General features: G+C 70.2%; 14 protein-coding genes. 11 read left to right on the forward strand and 3 right to left on the reverse strand.

Annotation, left to right across the window (positions count from 1 at the left end; translation table 11 throughout):
* Window positions 1-93: 93 nt before the first annotated feature.
* From ACWGJY_RS08590 to ACWGJY_RS08620, 7 genes are all read left to right on the forward strand, one after another.
* Window positions 94-927 (forward strand): helix-turn-helix domain-containing protein, encoded by an 834-nt coding sequence (locus tag ACWGJY_RS08590; protein ID WP_453260036.1) that lies wholly within the window; start codon window positions 94-96, stop codon window positions 925-927.
* Entirely contained in the window at window positions 909-1,199 is a 291-nt protein-coding gene (locus tag ACWGJY_RS08595; protein ID WP_453260037.1) for a DUF397 domain-containing protein, read from the forward strand. Before ACWGJY_RS08590 ends, ACWGJY_RS08595 begins: the two co-directional genes overlap by 19 nt.
* Before the next feature lie 239 nt (window positions 1,200-1,438).
* Window positions 1,439-2,908: an ATP-binding protein gene (locus ACWGJY_RS08600; protein ID WP_453260038.1), complete on the forward strand. Its 1,470-nt coding sequence runs from the start codon at window positions 1,439-1,441 to the stop codon at window positions 2,906-2,908.
* Window positions 2,905-3,333 carry a roadblock/LC7 domain-containing protein gene (locus ACWGJY_RS08605; protein WP_453260039.1) on the forward strand — a complete coding sequence of 143 codons (429 nt, stop codon included), beginning with the start codon at window positions 2,905-2,907 and terminating at the stop codon, window positions 3,331-3,333. The genes ACWGJY_RS08600 and ACWGJY_RS08605 overlap by 4 nt, the downstream gene beginning before the upstream one ends.
* A complete protein-coding gene (locus ACWGJY_RS08610) occupies window positions 3,330-3,692 on the forward strand; it encodes a DUF742 domain-containing protein (protein ID WP_453260040.1) in 363 nt (120 codons plus the stop codon). Before ACWGJY_RS08605 ends, ACWGJY_RS08610 begins: the two co-directional genes overlap by 4 nt.
* Complete coding sequence (locus tag ACWGJY_RS08615) at window positions 3,667-4,299, forward strand: GTP-binding protein (RefSeq protein WP_453260041.1); 633 nt, start codon at window positions 3,667-3,669, stop codon at window positions 4,297-4,299. Before ACWGJY_RS08610 ends, ACWGJY_RS08615 begins: the two co-directional genes overlap by 26 nt.
* Window positions 4,296-5,714: a cytochrome P450 gene (locus ACWGJY_RS08620; RefSeq protein ID WP_453260042.1), complete on the forward strand. Its 1,419-nt coding sequence runs from the start codon at window positions 4,296-4,298 to the stop codon at window positions 5,712-5,714. The genes ACWGJY_RS08615 and ACWGJY_RS08620 overlap by 4 nt, the downstream gene beginning before the upstream one ends.
* 164 nt (window positions 5,715-5,878) lie before the next feature.
* Here ACWGJY_RS08620 and ACWGJY_RS08625 read toward each other — a convergent pair whose 3' ends face one another.
* Both ACWGJY_RS08625 and leuA read right to left on the reverse strand, forming a co-directional pair.
* Window positions 5,879-6,586: a TerB family tellurite resistance protein gene (locus ACWGJY_RS08625; protein ID WP_453260043.1), complete on the reverse strand. Its 708-nt coding sequence runs from the start codon at window positions 6,584-6,586 to the stop codon at window positions 5,879-5,881.
* A gap of 307 nt (window positions 6,587-6,893) precedes the next feature.
* On the reverse strand, window positions 6,894-8,672 hold the full coding sequence (gene leuA, locus ACWGJY_RS08630) for a 2-isopropylmalate synthase (protein ID WP_453260044.1): 1,779 nt from the start codon (window positions 8,670-8,672) through the stop codon (window positions 6,894-6,896).
* A gap of 327 nt (window positions 8,673-8,999) precedes the next feature.
* On the opposite strand from leuA, the gene ACWGJY_RS08635 reads away from it, so the two are divergent.
* From ACWGJY_RS08635 to ACWGJY_RS08650, 4 genes are all read left to right on the forward strand, one after another.
* Window positions 9,000-10,085 (forward strand): M4 family metallopeptidase, encoded by a 1,086-nt coding sequence (locus tag ACWGJY_RS08635; RefSeq protein WP_453260045.1) that lies wholly within the window; start codon window positions 9,000-9,002, stop codon window positions 10,083-10,085.
* 112 nt (window positions 10,086-10,197) lie between these two features.
* The gene (locus tag ACWGJY_RS08640) at window positions 10,198-10,464 is read left to right on the forward strand and encodes a protealysin inhibitor emfourin (protein WP_453260046.1); all 267 of its coding nucleotides are present in this window, start codon (window positions 10,198-10,200) and stop codon (window positions 10,462-10,464) included.
* Between the two features lie 116 nt (window positions 10,465-10,580).
* Entirely contained in the window at window positions 10,581-11,957 is a 1,377-nt protein-coding gene (locus ACWGJY_RS08645; protein ID WP_453260047.1) for a GH1 family beta-glucosidase, read from the forward strand.
* Window positions 11,954-13,204, forward strand: a complete 1,251-nt coding sequence (locus ACWGJY_RS08650) for an MFS transporter (RefSeq protein WP_453260048.1) — start codon at window positions 11,954-11,956, stop codon at window positions 13,202-13,204. The genes ACWGJY_RS08645 and ACWGJY_RS08650 overlap by 4 nt, the downstream gene beginning before the upstream one ends.
* A 40-nt stretch (window positions 13,205-13,244) precedes the next feature.
* On the opposite strand, the gene era is transcribed toward ACWGJY_RS08650, so the two are convergent.
* A complete protein-coding gene (era, locus tag ACWGJY_RS08655; RefSeq protein WP_453260049.1) occupies window positions 13,245-14,192 on the reverse strand; it encodes a GTPase Era in 948 nt (315 codons plus the stop codon).
* Window positions 14,193-14,317 lie beyond the last annotated feature (125 nt).

The raw sequence follows: 14,317 nt of genomic DNA on the forward strand, positions 1-14,317 counted from the left end.
TTTCACTGTTCGCATGCAGAGCGTGACGCTGCGGAACTACGCTGCGCAATGGGAAAGGCACTACAACTGCCGTGCAGGCACAGGGAGTTAGCCATGGCCAATGGCTCACGGATGGCGGCATGGGAACACTGGGGCGCGGAGCTCAAGTACCGCCGGGAGCTCGCCGGTATGACGCAGGGCGAACTGGGAGGGCGGGTGTTCGTCTCCGGCGGCTACATCGGTCAGTTCGAGCAGGCGATCCGCAAACCGCAGCTCGATGTGGCGATCCGGATCGACGAGGTTCTACAAACCGACGGCTTTTTCGAACGGGCCTGGCGCAAGCTGATCGATGACAAGCGGTACCCGGATTACTTCACGGCGGTGGCGGATCTGGAGCGGCTGGCGACGAAGATCTGCGAGTTCGCACCGGCGATCGTGCCTGGGCTGCTCCAGAAGGCGCCGTACACACGGGCAGTCATGCGCGCGGGCGATCCGTTCGCGGGGGACGAGCAGATCGAGGAAGCGGTACGCAACCGACTGGATCGGGCCGTCATCTTCAAGGGCGCTACACGACCCGTGTATTGGGCGGTACTGCATGAGGCTGCCCTCCGGGTCCCCGTAGGCGGCCCGAGCGCTATGACCGAGCAACTGAATCACATCGCGCAGCTCGTTCGCGAGCACACGATCCTCGTGCAGATTCTCCCGTTCGCTGCGGGTCCATACCCTTCCATGGGCAAGATGCTGCGGCTCCTTGAGTTCGATGACGCCCCACCAACCGCCTATACAGAAGGCGTTCATTCAGGGAATTTGCTGGACGATCCGGCCGTAGTGAAGCGCGTACAGGCGGACTACGATCTGGTCAGGGCCGCCGCACTGTCGCCAGAGGCGTCCCTGGCCCTGATCGAATCGGCGGTGGAGGACTACAGACGATGCACGAGTGCGACCTGAGTAACGCTCGGTGGCGTAAGAGCAGCTACAGCGACGACAAGGGTGGCGAATGCGTCGAGGTCGCCCACGACTTCCCGGGCGCCGCCACTTGGCGCAAGAGCAGCTACAGCGACCAGAACGGCGGCAGCTGCATCGAGGTCGCCGACGGCCACCCCGGCCTCGTCCCCGTCCGCGACAGCAAGGACCCCCACGGGCCCGCCGTGACTTTCCTGGCGCCCGGCTGGTCCGCATTCATCGGGGCCGTCAAGAACGCGCATTTCCGAACCACCTGACCGGGTTTCACGAACCGATCACAACAGGCACACACCGGCCCCTTCATCTGCCCTAGATGAAGGGGGCCACATCAGGCTATGGTCCGGGCATCACGGGCGGAAGGCGACCTTCCGCTCTTCTCAGTCTCCCTTGAAAACTGCATCTCACAGCACGTCAGCTCCCCGGTAGCATCCTGCGGTAATCGGCATTGTGTAGCCAGGGCCGGCCGACCCTGTCAGTACCCCAATTGAGGATCTCGATGACATCCATACCGGAGGCGTTGCTTTGGTGCCTGAGCGCAGGTACGGCCGCCGCCGTGGTCCTGGCGGCGATATCGATCCGGGCGAGCGGCCAGCGCAGAGCCCTGACGGCTCGGCTGTCAGCCGCTGAGGAACAGAGCAGCGCCACGCTCCACAGCAATACGGAGCTTTCGGCTCGGCTGCGCGCCACCGATGCCGAGATCCGGCATCTGGCCGGGACTCGGCTCCCCGACCTGGCGATGGCGCTGGCCCACCCGCATGTGCGGGAGCGGGGGCTGCAGGACGCGCGGTTCGCCGGGTCGGAGACCGACCAGGCGCTCAACGCCGTACTGGAGCAGGCCGGCGAGGCCATCACCAAGGAGCGGACCCGCGTCGACGCGGCCGCCCAGTCCACCCTCCGGGGCGCGACCACCACCATCCAGGCGCTGCTCTACCAGCTTCAGTCGGCGCTGCAGGAGATGCAGCACCGTTACGACGATCCGGCCCTCGCCCAGGGCCTGTTGAACGCCGACTTCCTCAACGAGCAAGCGCTGCGGCGTATTCAGGTCACCGGTGTCGTGTGCGGCGCCTGGCCGGGGCTGACCCGGGAGGACTCCTACCTCGCCGAGCTGGTCGTCGGCGCCAGCTCCCGGCTGCGCGGCTACGAGCGCGTCACGATCAGCAATCAACTTCGTGACCCGGTCGCCGTCGTCGCGCGGGCCGTCGAGCCGATCGCGATCACGATCACCGAGCTGCTGGCCAACGCACTACACCACTCGCACCGTGAACTGCCCGTCACCGTCACCCTCCAGCAGGGCAACCGCGGTGCCTCGGTCATCATCGACGACTACGGCGTCGGTATGCACGACGACGAGATCAAGGCGGCGATGGAGCTGTTGGCGGGCGATGACGACCTGCTGCTGACCCAGCTCGGTGACCCGCCGCGGTCCGGGTTCGCGGCGGCCGGTCGGCTGGTGCGCCAGTACGGCTACGGCGTGCACGTCGAGCCGTCGCCGTACGGCGGTGTGCGGGCAGTCGTGCACATCCCGGGTGACCCCCTCCTCACCGTCCTTGACGAGAGCGCCCAGCCCATGTCCGTGATGGCTCCTCTGCCGCATCGTTCCGCGGTGCCGGACCGGTCCGCCTCGGTGCTGTCGGCCGGCGGCACAGCACCGTCTCCGGCCGCGGGCGAAGCACCCGCCGCGGCCACTGCACCGGGTCCGCGCCATGGCGACCGGCTCGATGCCGCACTGTCTGCCGAACCGGCCGCCGAACCGGCCGCCCCGACCGAGGGTGAACTCCCGCGCCGGCGCCGCCGTAAGCCCGTATCCGAGCTTGACGAGAGCGCCTCGCACGCCGAATCGGTTCCCCCCCTCTCCCCGGAGGAGACCGGAACCCGCTGGGCCGCGCTCCAGCAGGGCACCGAATCCGGCCGAGCCGCCGCGCAGTCAGCCACCCCTCACAGTCCCGAAGGGAACGCCCAGTCATGAAAAGCCCCACCCGCCGCCGTGTTGCCGAGGACAAGTCCTGGGTGCTGGCGCCGCTCCTGGAGTTGCCGCATGTGATCCACGCTGCCGTCATCTCCGGCGACGGATTCATCGAGGGCTGCTCGCCCGGCCTGGAGCGTGACTCCGCCGAGGGTGTCGCCGCGATGATGTCCGCGCTGCAGGGCGCGGGGCGGGCCGTCACCGCGGCGTTCGCCGGGAAGGGCGACACCCGGCTGCGGCAGACCGTCATCGAGTCCAACGACGGCTTCGTCTTCGCGATACCGGCCGGCGAGAACACCTGCCTGGCCGTCTTCGCCGCCCCGGAGGTGAACATGGGAGTCGTCGCACACCATATGCAGGTCCAGGTGACGACCCTGGGCAACAAGGTCATGAACAGCCCGGCTCGGGACCTCGGTAAGCCGGCATGACCCCGCGCCAGAACAGCGGGCGGCGCCTCGTGCCGGCCTATCTCGCGACCGGCGGGCGCGCCCAGCCCAGCCGTAACACGTTGGACCGGCTCACCCTGCTGCACAGCGCGGGGATGCCGACCACCAGTGAGGTACGCCCCGAGGAGCGCCGCATCCTGGAGCTCCTGGAACCCGGTGCGCTGTCTCTGGCCGAGGTCGCCGCCCATCTTCAGCTGCCCGTCAGCGTGGTGAACGTGCTGGTGGCCGACCTTGTCGATGCCGGGCGGCTGCACGCCCGTGTCCCCATTCCCGAAGCCGAGCAATTCGACCGGCACTTCCTGGAGAGGGTTCTCGATGGACTCCGCTCTCTCAAGTGCTAGCGCCGCCACCGGCGCGAGCACCGGCAACAAGTACCTCTCCGGCGAGCACCAGACACTGGTCAAGCTGCTGGTCGCGGGGCCGTTCGGGGTCGGCAAGACCACGCTCATCCGCGCGCTGTCGGAGACCCCGCCGCTGCACACCGAAGAGGTCATGACCCAGACCGGTGCGATCGTCGACGATCTCGCCGGTGTCCGGGAGAAGACCACCACCACCGTCGCCATCGACTTCGGGCGGCTGACCCTGCCCGGGGACCTGGTGCTGTATCTGTTCGGCACGCCCGGACAGAAGCGTTTCCGTCCCCTGTGGCAGGACATCGCCCGCGGCGCGCTGGGCGCCCTGGTCCTCGCGGACACCCGCCGGCTCGCGGACTCCTTCGAGGTGATGGACATCGTGGAGGAGGCCGGACTGCGTTATGCGGTGGCGGTCAATGTCTTTCCCGACGCGCCCCAGTACGACATCGAAAAGCTCCGCGAGGCGCTCGATCTGCATCCCGGGACGCCGCTGGTGCTGTGCGATGTCCGCGACCGGCGGCAGTCCGTTGATGCGCTGATCGCGCTCGTCGGACATGTCCTGGCCCACACCCCCGAGGAGAACCCGAACCCGTGACTTCCCCGCACCAGCCGCAAGGTGCGCTGCGGCAGCCAGGTAACACGCCGCAGCAGCAGGGCGCCACGCCGCCACCGGGCTGCCCGGCACACGCCGCCGCACCACCGCAGCAGCAGGCACCGGGCCGGCTCGACGCGCAGACGCCGGTGAAGTTCTACGGACCGGACTTCGCCGCCGACCCGCACCGCTTCTACGCGCATCTGCGGCAGTACGGCGCGCTGGCGCCCATCGAGATCGCGCCCGAGGTGACCGCGATGCTGGTCACCGACTACCGGGCGGCGCTCGACCTGCTGCACGACGACACCACCTGGTCCAAGGACTCCCGCGGGTGGATGCAGACCATCCCGGCGGACTCGCCGATCCTGCCGGTGCTGGGCTGGCGGCCCAATGCGCTCTACAGCGACGGCCCCGCGCACGTCCGCTACCGGGACGTCATCGTCGACAGCTTCCGGCTCGTCGAACCGCATGAGCTGCGCGCCCGTGTCCAGCACGCCGCGGACACCCTCATCCAGCAGTTCGGCGCACGCGGCGAAGTAGAACTGATCGCCGGCTACGCGCGGCTGCTCCCGGTGCTGATGTTCAACAACCTTTTCGGGCTGCCCGACTCCTACAGCGACCGGCTCGTCGAGGCCCTCGGCACAGCGGTCGACGGCAATTCGCCCGAGGAAGCCACCGCGGCCAACGAGACGTTCACCCAATACATGATGGAGCTGGTCGACTCGAAGAAGGCCGCGCGCGGGCCGGACCTGACCTCCTGGTTCATGGATCACCCCAACGCGCTCAGCGACGAGGAAGTGATCCACAGCATCGTCCTCACGTTGGCTTCCGGCCACGAACCGCTCGTCGGCCTCATCGGCAATGCGCTCTCGCGGATGCTCTCCGACGACCGCTACTACAACACCCTGTCCGGCGGCGCGCTGACCGTGCACGACGCGATCAGCGAGGTGTTGTGGAACGACCCGCCGCTGACCAACATCTCCGCCCACTTCCCGGTCCGCGATGTCTTCTTCCACGGCACCTGGGTGCGCGCCGGACAGCTGGTGATGGTGTCCTACGCGGCCGCCAACAGCCAGTTCGACACCCCATCGCCGGGGACGCTCGGCTCGGGTGGCGGCTCGCACCTCTCGTGGGCGGCCGGCCCGCACGCCTGTCCCGTGCAGCGGCATGCGCTGCTGATCGCCACGACGGCTATCGAGCGGCTCACCGCCTGGCTCTCTGACATCGAACTCGCCGTGGACGTCAGCGAGTTGAAGTGGCGCAACGGCCCGTTCCAGCGGTCCCTCACCGCGCTCCCTGCTCGCTTCACCCCCATCACCCCCGACCAGGCAGGAGCCACCCCATGGGACACCCGCTCGTCGCCCTCGACCCCGGGGGATCCGACATCTACGCAGAGGCAGAGCGCCTCCGTGCACTAGGGCCGGTCAGCCGGTTCGTCACGGGCGGCCTGGCGAGCCTGCCGATCCGGCTGATGTCGCACTGATCCACCCGCGCGGCGCGCTTGCCGAACGCCCCCGTCCCCCTTGGGGGAGGCGGGGGCGTTCGCTTGCCCGGGCGGCCGGTCAGCCGCGGGTCACTGCGCTCAGGACGGTGTGCGGGCCGCCGCCAGCAGCCGTTCCGTATCGCCCGTGCTGAGCATCAGGGCGCTGCCGACCGTAGCGAGTACTTCGTGTTCGGCGGGGCTGTAGGAGCCGTCGGCGAGGGCGATCCGGGCGCCCTGGAGGAGCAGCGATTCGCGGCCCGCGGGCGCGAGGTGCGGGGCGAGCGGCTCCAGGGACTCATGGAGCTCTATGGCCAGCGCGGTGCCGCAGGGGTCGAGGCCGTGGTGGCCGAAGTGGCCGCCGGTGACCGCGTCGTAGGTGCCGGACAGCCGACCGGTTTCGGCGGCGAGGGCGGCGAGGAGGGTGAGGAGGTGGTCCTCGGAGCAGTCCGCGAAGCCGGCCGCGCGGACCGTCTCGACGGCGGCGTCGCGGACCGCGCGGGAGGACGTACCGCCGGCGGCCAGCACGGCGAGAGTGACGGTGTGGACGGCGTCCCGGAGCATCGCGGAGAAGCGGACGGTGGTGGGGTGGTCGAGGGCGTCCAGACCGAAGTGGCCGTGGCAGGCGGAGCACTCCACGACGGGGCCGGTGACCCCGCGGGAGAGGACCGGGATGCCGAGGACGGTGAGGCGGCGCTGGCCGCTCCGGCGCCGGTAGTTGCGGTCCCCGCCGCAGTCCGGGCAGAAGAATTCACCGTCGGCGACGGTACGCCAGGACGTGCGCACGCCCATCACACACATCTTGTGCATCGCGTCAGCCCTCCGTAGTCACCCGTAGCCCTCACGGCACGGGAAGTGCCCCCATGACCCCGCCCCCTAGTGGACGTGATGTTAGCCACATCCTTGATGCGGCGTCAGCCTCTCGTACCGGACATTGGCCGGAAGGTGAACGGCTCCGCCCGTCCGAGGGGAGCGGGGCGGAGCCCGTGGTACGCGCTACGGGGACCGGGGCTCGGCGGGCTTGCGAGGTCGGCGCCGCGGGCTCGGGGGCACGCAGTGCGCCCCCGCAGCTCCGTGTGAGCTACGGGGGCGCCGTGCGCAGTGGGCTGCGGCCGGGTCAGCGACCTGCGCGGTTGACCGCGGAGACGACCGCCTTCAGCGAGGCACGGGTGGTGTTCGGGTCGATGCCGATGCCCCACAGCACCTTGTCGCCGATCGCGCACTCGATGTACGAGGCGGCCTGCGCGGAGGCTCCTTCGCTCATCGTGTGCTCCTGGTAGTCCAGCAGGCGTACGTCAATGCCGATGCCCTGGAGCGCGTCGAAGAAGGCCGAGATGGGGCCGTTGCCGGCGCCCGTCAAGACGGTGTCCTGGCCGTCGACGACCGCCTCGACGGTGAGCGCGTCGATACCGTCCCGGTCGGTCGTGGTCTGACCGGTCTTGACCTGGATGCGGCCCCACGGGTTCTCGGGGTTGGGCAGGTACTCGTCCTGGAAGGCGGACCAGATGGCGGCCGGGGTGACCTCGCCGCCCTCGGAGTCGGTCTTCTCCTGGATGATCCGGGAGAACTCGATCTGCATCCGGCGCGGCAGGTCCAGCTTGTGGTCGTTCTTCAGGACGTAGGCGATACCGCCCTTGCCGGACTGCGAGTTGACGCGGATGACGGCCTCGTAGGAGCGGCCGACGTCCTTGGGGTCGATGGGCAGGTACGGCACCGCCCACTCGATCTCGTCCACGGTCTTGCCGGCGGCCTTCGCCTCGGCCTCCATGGCGTCGAAGCCCTTCTTGATGGCGTCCTGGTGGGAGCCGGAGAAGGCGGTGTAGACCAGGTCGCCCGCGTAGGGGTGGCGCGGGTGGACCTCCATCTGGTTGCAGTACTCGCTCGTCCGACGGACCTCGTCGATCTGCGAGAAGTCGATCTGCGGGTCGACGCCCTGGGAGAACAGGTTCATGCCCAGCGTCACCAGGTCGACGTTGCCGGTGCGCTCACCCTGCCCGAACAGGCAGCCCTCGATGCGGTCAGCGCCGGCCATGATCGCCAGCTCGGCGGCGGCCACGGCCGTACCGCGGTCGTTGTGCGGGTGCACCGACAGGCATACGTGCTCGCGGCGGGACAGGTGGCGCGACATCCACTCGAAGCGGTCGGCGTGCGTGGACGGCGTGGAGCGCTCGACGGTGGCGGGCAGGTTCAGGATGATCTCGCGGCCCTCCTCGGGCTGCCAGACGTCCATCACCGCCTCGCAGACCTCCAGCGCGAAGTCCAGCTCGGTGTCGGTGAAGATCTCCGGGCTGTACTGGTAGCCGAAGATCGTCTCGTCGCCCAGGATCTTGTCGGCGTACTCCATGACCAGCCGGGTGCCGTCCACGGCGATCTGCTTGACCTGCTCCTTCGAGCCGCGGAAGACGACCCGGCGGAAGACCGGGGCGGTGGCGTTGTACAGGTGGACGGTGGCGCGGTGGGCGCCGCGCAGCGACTCGACGGTGCGCTCGATCAGCTCCTCGCGGGCCTGCGTCAGGACGGAGATCGTCACGTCCTCGGGGATCGCGCCCTCTTCGATGATCGAGCGGACGAACGCGAAGTCCGTCTCACCGGAGGACGGGAAACCGACCTCGATCTCCTTGTAGCCCATGCGCACCAGCAGATCGAACATCTCGCGCTTGCGGGCCGGCGACATCGGGTCGATCAGTGCCTGATTGCCGTCCCGCAGGTCGGTCGACAGCCAGCGGGGCGCGACCGTGATGCGGTTGTCCGGCCACGTACGGTCGGGGATGTCGACGGCTTCGTAGCGGCCGTACTTGTGGACCGGCATCCCGGAGGGCCGCTGCAGCTGCGTCGCATTGGTGACCGGGGTGGGGCGGCCGACGGCGCTGTCTGCGGGGCTCGACGGATTCGTCATGGTGCGTGGGGCTCCTCGTGTGTCCGCTGGGGGTCCCCCTGCTCCTCGGGAGCCAGGGAGAGGCCGACGGGGCGAAAAGATCGCAACACCGAACTCCGCGGGGAGGGGGTCGGCCTACGACTACAGGCCCTCGCCGCGGCAGCTAAGGAGAAGCAGCCCGAAATGCATGATGCACAGCACCTTAGCCGAGGTACGGCCCGTGTGGCGGTCGCGTATCAGTATGCGGGACCGGACGGACGTTGTTCCCCAATTGCGACCAACCACACTTTTTCGGGAATTTCGGCCGCAGGCAGTGACAGCCGCATCACACAGTGCCACCGTTTGTCCATGGACCTCAATGACGCACAGCCGGATCCCGCCACCTGCCACACCCCCGTCTTCTGCACGATCATCCCGCCGCACATCCTCGACAACCTGGCACAGTCCGACGACCCGGCCCGGCACGAACCCGCCCGCCGCACCCTGGAGCACGACCACGCACGGCGTACCCAGCGCCGCGAGATCGCGGCCCGCGGCCTCACCCCCGGCGAGCCCGGCGCCGCCACCGACAAGCCCCACCGCACCATCTACGACGCCCGCCACCAGGAGACCCTGCCCGGTCACAAGGTGCACGCGGAGTCGGACGGCCCCGCCAAGGACGCCTCCGTCAACCGCGCCCACGCCGGACTCGGCGCCACCTTCGAGCTCTACCTCAAGGCCTACGGCCGCAAGTCCATCGACGGCGCCGGCCTGCCGCTCGATGCGACCGTCCACTATGGCCAGAAGTACGACAACGCCTTCTGGGACGGCCAGCGGATGGTCTTCGGCGACGGCGACGGCGACCTGTTCAAGGACTTCACCATCCCCGTCGACGTCATCGGCCACGAACTCACCCACGGCGTCACGCAGTACACCGCCAACCTCACCTACGACGGCCAGTCCGGCGCCCTCAACGAGTCCGTCTCCGACGTCTTCGGCGTGCTGATCAAGCAGTACGCCCTCGGGCAGACCGCCGACCAGGCCGACTGGCTGATCGGCGCCGACCTCCTCGGCCCGAACGTCACCGGCAAGGCGCTGCGCTCGATGAAGGCCCCGGGCACCGCGTACGACGACGACGTCCTGGGCAAGGACCCGCAGCCCGCCACGATGAAGGGCTACGTCCGCACCACCGACGACAACGGCGGCGTCCACATCAACTCCGGTATCCCCAACCACGCCTTCTACCTGGCCGCCACCGCCCTCGGCGGCAAGGCCTGGGAGCGGGCCGGACAGGTCTGGTACGACGTCCTGACCGGCGGCAAGCTCACCACGAATGCCCAGTTCGCCGACTTCGCCGGGCTCACCGTCAAGGCCGCCCAGGCCCGCTTCGGCGCCGGCGACGAGCACGAGGCGATGGTCAAGGCCTGGACGCAGGTCGGCGTGACCCCCAAGTAGCGGCGCCACGAGGTCCGCGGTGCGGGTGTCGCCGGCAGCCGCGCCCGCACCGCGCACGGTGAACGCGACCGTACGGGGTAGAAGTCCGTCGGAGACGTCGGAGGAGTCCGTTATGCGTATTCATGTTCACCGCACCGGTGGCTTTGCGGGCATCGACCGCCGCGCCGAGGTCGACACCTCGGGCCGCCCCGATGCCCACGACTGGCAGTCCCTCGCCGAACGCGCCGTCGCCACCGCCCGCACCGAGCCACCCGTCGGAGTCCCGGACGGCTTCAGCTACCGGATCACGGTCGACGGGCGGACGGTGTACTGCGCCGATCCGCGGCTCACGGACGAACAGCGGACGCTGATCACCAAGGTGATGAAGGAAGGGGCGTAGCGGCCGGGGCGCCCCCGCGCCCCACCGCCCGCCGGCACCGGCAGCCCCTCGCGCCCCAACTGCCGCACACCGACTGCCTCTTGACACTGTTACCGGCGGTCACAAAGATCCGCCACATGACAACGGTGCCGGTCTCCCCCACGCCCCTGCCCCGCTTCCCCCGTGACTTCGTGTGGGGGGTGTCCACCTCCGCCGCGCAGATCGAGGGGGCGGTGGCGGAAGACGGGCGGGGGCGGTCCGCATGGGACGTCTTCGCCGCGCAGGCCGGGCGCATCAAGGACGGCTCGGATGCCCGGGTGGCGACCGACCACTACCACCGGTACCCGCAGGACGTGCGGCTGCTACAGGCGCTCGGGGTCGGAGCGTACCGCTTCTCGGTGGCCTGGCCGCGGGTGGTGCCGGACGGGGACGGGCCGGTCAACAAGGCCGGGCTGGACTTCTACGACCGGCTGGTGGACGCGTTGCTGGCGGCGGGGGTCGCCCCCGTGCCGACGCTCTTCCACTGGGACACCCCGCAGGCGCTGGAGGAGCGCGGCGGCTGGCTCGTACGGGAGACCGCCGAGCGCTTCGCGGCGTATGCGGACGTGGTGGCGGGACGGCTCGGGGACCGGGTGGAGCGCTGGATCACGCTCAACGAGCCCGCCGAGGTGACCTTGCTGGGGTACGGGCTGGGACAGCACGCACCGGGGCGGCAGCTGCTGTTCGAGGCGCTGCCCGCGGCGCATCACCAGCTGCTGGGGCACGGGCTGGCCGTGCAGGCGCTGCGGGCCCGCGGGGCGGCGGACATCGGTATCGCCAACTCCCACGGGCCGACCTGGACGGCGAGCACGTCGGAGGCGGACACCACGGCGGCCGGTCTCTACGACCTGCTGCTCAACCGGCTGTTCGCGGAGCCGGTGCTGCTGGGGCGGTATCCGGACGAGGGGCTGGCGGCGCTGCTGCCGGGGCCGGTCGCCGAGGACCTGAAGGTCATCTCGCAGCCGCTGGACTGGTACGGGATCAACTACTACCAGCCGACGCTGGTGGGCGCCCCTACGGCGGACGGCGCCGGGGCGGCCGACTTCGGCGGGATCCGGCTTCCGCCGGAACTGCCCTTTGCGCCCCGGGAGATCGAAGGGTATCCGCGGACCGACTTCGGGTGGCCGGTGGTGCCGGAGGCGCTGACCGAGCTGCTGGTGTCGTTCCGGGAGCGGTACGGGGACCGGCTGCCACCCGTCGTGATCACCGAGAACGGCTGCTCCTACGAGGGGATCGAGGACCGCGAGCGGATCGCGTTCCTGGACGGGCACCTGCGGGCGTTGCATGCGGCGATGGCGGCCGGGGTGGACGTCCGCGGGTACTTCGTGTGGTCGCTGATGGACAACTTCGAGTGGGCGGAGGGGTACGCCCGGCGCTTCGGTCTGGTGCATGTCGACTACGCGACCCTGGAGCGGACGCCCAAGGCCTCGTACCACTGGCTGCGGGATGTGCTGCGGGAGCAGGGCCGGGGATGAGCACACCCGCGGCTCCCGAGGCGCTCACGGAGCCGTCGGAGCCGGCCGGGCGCGGCTGGACCGCCGCGCTGTCGCTGGCCAACGGGGCGATCTGGGCCGGGTGGTACGGGCCGCTGCAGATCCTGCTCGCCCTGCAGGCGGCGGAGCTCGCGCCGCCGGGAACGTCCAAGGAGTCGGTGCTCGCATGGGTGACGGCGACGGGGGCCGCCGTCTCGATGGTGTCCAACCCGCTGTTCGGGGCGCTGTCGGACCGTACGGCCTCGCGCTTCGGGCGGCGTACCCCGTGGATCGTCGCGGGGGTCGCGGGCGGGGCCGGCGCGCTCGTACTGCTGGCGGGGGCGGACACGGTGCCCGCGATGGCGCTGGGCTGGTGTCTGGTGCAGCTCACCCTCAATGCGGCGTTCGCGGCGATCACGGCGGCGGTGCCCGACCGGGTGCCGCACCGGCAGCGCGGGGCGGTGGGCGGCTGGCTGGGCGCCGCGCAGATCCTGGGCGTGGTGGCCGGTACGGGCCTGGCGACGGCCGCGGGCGGCGTGACCGCGGGCTATCTCGCCTGCGCCGGCTTCGCGCTGCTGGGCACCCTCCCGTATGTGCTGCTGCACCGGGACATGGTGCTGCCGGCCGGGCGGCGCCCGGCACTGAGCGTACGGATCCTGCTCGCCGGGTTCTGGATCAGCCCGCGCCGCCATCCCGATCTGGGCTGGGCCTGGCTGACCCGGTTCCTGCTCAACCTCGGCAACGGGCTGGCCCTGCTGTACCTGCTGTACTACCTGCGGGATGTGCTGCACCGGCCGGACCCGGGGGGCGGGGTGCTGGTGCTGACCGCCGTCAACGGCGTGACCCTGCTGGGGACGGTCGTCGTCGGGGGTTTCTGGTCGGACCGGGTCGGGCGGCGGCAGCCGTTCGTGCTGTGGTCCGGGGTGATCATGGCGGTGGCGACCGGGCTGCTGGCCGGGTGGCAGACCTGGACGGGGGCGCTGTGCGCCGCGGCGCTGCTCGGGGTGGGATTCGGCGTCTTCACCTCCGTCGACTTCGCGCTGATGACGGAGGTGCTGCCGGCCGCCGCGCACCGCGGCAAGGACATGGGCGTCATCAATATCGCCAACTCGCTGCCCCAGGTGGCCGCCCCGGCACTGGCCGCGCCGATCGTGCACCACCTCGGCGGCTACCGGATGCTGTACGCCGTCGCGGCGGTGGTGGGGCTGGTGGGGGCGCTGCTGGTGCGCAGGATCCGGGGCGTGGCGTAGCGGCCGGACCGGCCCGCCGGCCCCGGGCGCCGGGCCGGGCTCAGAAGCCCAGCTTGCGCAGCTGCTTGGGGTCGCGCTGCCAGTCCTTGGCGACCTTGACGTGCAGGTCCAGGAAGACCGGCGTGCCGAGCAGGGCCTCGATGTGCTTGCGGGACTTGATGCCGACATCCTTCAGGCGCTTGCCCTTGGGGCCGATGATGATCCCCTTCTGGCTGGGGCGCTCGATGTAGACGTTCGCGTGGATGTCCAGGAGGGGCTTGTCGGCGGGGCGGTCCTCGCGCGGGAGCATCTCCTCGACGACGACGGCGATGGAGTGCGGCAGTTCGTCGCGGACACCCTCCAGCGCGGCCTCGCGGATCAGCTCGGCGACCATGACCTGCTCGGGCTCGTCGGTGAGATCGCCCTCGGGGTAGAGCGGGGGGCTCTCCGGGAGCATCGGCACCAGGAGGTCGGCGAGCAGCCCGACCTGGTTGTCGCCGACCGCCGAGACCGGGATGATCTCGGCCCACTCGATGCCCAGCTCCTTGCCGAGCTGGTCGATGGCGATCAGCTGGGCGGCCAGCGCCTTGGAGTCGACCAGGTCGGTCTTGGTGACGATGGCGACCTTGGGGGTCTTCTTGATCTCGGCCAGCTCGCCCGCGATATAGCGGTCGCCGGGGCCGAGCTTCTGGTCGGCGGGCAGACAGAAGCCGATGACGTCCACCTCGGACCAGGTGGTCCGTACGACGTCGTTCAGCCGCTCGCCCAGCAGCGTGCGCGGCTTGTGCAGGCCAGGGGTGTCGACCAGGACCAGCTGCGCCTCGGGGCGGTGCACGATGCCGCGGACCGTGTGGCGGGTGGTCTGCGGGCGGTTGGAGGTGATGGCCACCTTCGTGCCGACGAGAGCGTTCGTGAGGGTGGACTTGCCCGCGTTGGGGCGGCCGACGAAGCAGGCGAAGCCGGCGCGGTGCGCTGCGGAGGACTCTGTACGAACGCTCATGGCGCCCATTCTCCCCGATCCCGGGCGCGGCTCCGACCACCCGGCCGCAGCGCCCGGCCCGCCGCCGGCCGGCGCGGGCGGCCCGCCGATGCCGGTGGGCCGCCGATGCCGGTGGGCCGCCGATGCCGGTGGGC

The sequence above is a fragment of the Streptomyces sp. NPDC054765 genome, from assembly GCF_053612065.1.